The 2,072-nt window shown below is 73.7% G+C and carries 1 protein-coding gene; it reads right to left on the bottom strand.

Annotation, left to right across the window (positions count from 1 at the left end; all coding sequences use genetic code 11):
* Nucleotides 1-213 precede the first annotated feature (213 nt).
* Nucleotides 214-2,072: tetratricopeptide repeat protein (locus tag ACFW2E_RS45765; protein ID WP_384477803.1), on the bottom strand; the 1,859-nt coding region annotated here is incomplete at its 5' end.

Below are 2,072 nucleotides of genomic sequence, written 5' to 3'. Positions count from 1 at the left end.
CACCGCGCCACCGCGGGGGGGGCCCCCCGGGACGGGTCCGTACCCGGCGGGGGCCCGCGGGGTTGGGGCCGGCCCGGGCCGGGCGGGCGGGCCGCACGACCGGGCCGACCCGTCCGGATGCGAACGGGAAGCTGTCGGACGTATGTGACGTGGGCCGGTAGGAGCACCGACCGCCGCGGTGCACGATCCGGCGGAAGCGCGGCCTGGCCCGCGTCAGGCGGGCCAGTACGAGCACCGCACCCCGGTGTGCACCGCGTGCCGCAGGTGTTCACCGATCACCGGATCGGCTGCCGCGATCCGGTCCAGCGCCCGGCGGACGGCCTTGCTCACCGCGACCCGGGAGCGTTCCTCGCCCTCGGGGAAGCGGCGGGCGCGTCCGCTCAAGCCCGTGGCACCCGCCAACTGGCCCATCAGCCAGTCGTGTTCGACCTGGGCCACGGCCGCGCGCTCCTGGTCGTCGGCCGCCTTGAACGCGTCCAGTTCGGTGCGCAGCCGGGCCAGACGATTCCGGTACTCCTGCGTCGCCACCCGGTCGAGAACCGGCTGCCCGGACAGGGCCGTGTACCCGGCGTCCCCGTTGAGCGCGGTCAGCCCCGCCACGAGGTCGACGGCCCGGATCTCCTGGCGCGGGTTGGCGATCAGCACCACCAGATGGAGCATCCCCACACTGTGCTCCACCAGGACGCTGCGGCTGCCGAACCCGACCCGCCACTTACGGCCCAGCCGGGTACAGAACGCCGCGGGCTGCCCCTGCCCGTCCCCGCCCCGCGGATCCGCGCTGCCATGTCCGTCGGTCTCCGGCGGCGGCGCCGCGGCCTCCTCGGCGGCCACGGCCATCTCCCTTCGGACGGCGTCGGCCTCGGCCGGTCGGCCGGCCCGTACGAGCGCCACCGCGAGCCGGTCCCAGGAGGCCGTGACCGCGGGCCAGTGCGCGAGGGCGAGGTTCTGCCGTGCCGCTTCCCGCAGATGGGTCACCGCCCGGTCGACGTCGCCCATGGTCAATGCGGCGACCCCCAGGGCGTGGTGGGCCGAGCCGAAGCAGGCGACGGCGAGACTGCCCACCACCGGCAGGTGACCGTACGGACTCAGCAGCTCGTAGACCCGCGCCGCCATGGCGGGGTCGTCGAGGAGGTAGGCGGCCTCCGCGACACCGTGCATCGTCACCATCCAGCTGCTCGACCGAGGCAGGTCGCCGAGGTCGCGGCCGCACAGCGTGGCCAGCGCGCTGACGGCCTTCCGCCGGTCCCCGGCCGTCACCGCGGCCACCGCCAGCGCAGCCAGGGCGTGATCGTCCACAGCGCTCAGCGTCGGCGAGTTGACCACCTCACTGAGCAGCGGCACGAGCTCCACCACCCGGCCCTGGTACCAGCGGATGGTCACCAGCTGTGCGGCCTGCCACACCGTTGCGTTGACGTCACCGGCGGCGATCCCGCGCTCCGTACAGGCCCTGGCCAGGGCCTCGGCCTCGTCGAGGCGGCCCGCGCGGACGGCGAGCATGACCTCCATCGCGCTCACGACGAAACCCACCGCCAGATGGTCCTGCTCGGCCAGCAGGCCGCGCAGCTCCGCCAGACAGCGTTCCGCGTGCGGGTCGCCGTCCAGGAACATGTCGACCGTCTGCCACAGCAGGCCCATCAGCAGATCGCTGCGCCGGGAGGTACGAAAGCTCTCCGCGACCAGTTCGGCGGCCAGTTCCCGGCGCAGTGCGCCGTGCTCCGGGCCGATCAGGCAGTGATGGGCCAGGCTCAAAGCCTCCGCACGCGCCATTGGATTCTGCCCTGCCCTCGCCTGCTCGAGCAGCGCCAGTACCGCCGTGTTGTCGCTGTTGCGGTAGTCGCCCTCCCCGGCCAGCCGGATCCGCAGCCGCAGCGCCAGCGAGGACTGAGGGTCCAGTAACTCCAGCGCCCGGCGTATCTGCGATTCCAGGAGTACCGAGCCGGCGACCGTGCGGTGCTCGTGCACCCACAGGCCGCCGAAGCCGAGGGCGGCCACCGCCATCGACCGTTCCTCGCCCACCGACTCGGCAATCCGGTAGGCGCGTTCGAAGCGGTCCCGGCCGGTGCGCAGATCGC

The organism is Streptomyces sp. NPDC058964, from assembly GCF_042741275.1.
In the GTDB taxonomy this organism is placed as follows: Bacteria; Actinomycetota; Actinomycetes; order Streptomycetales; family Streptomycetaceae; genus Streptomyces.
This window is presented reverse-complemented; position numbering and strand designations above follow the sequence as displayed.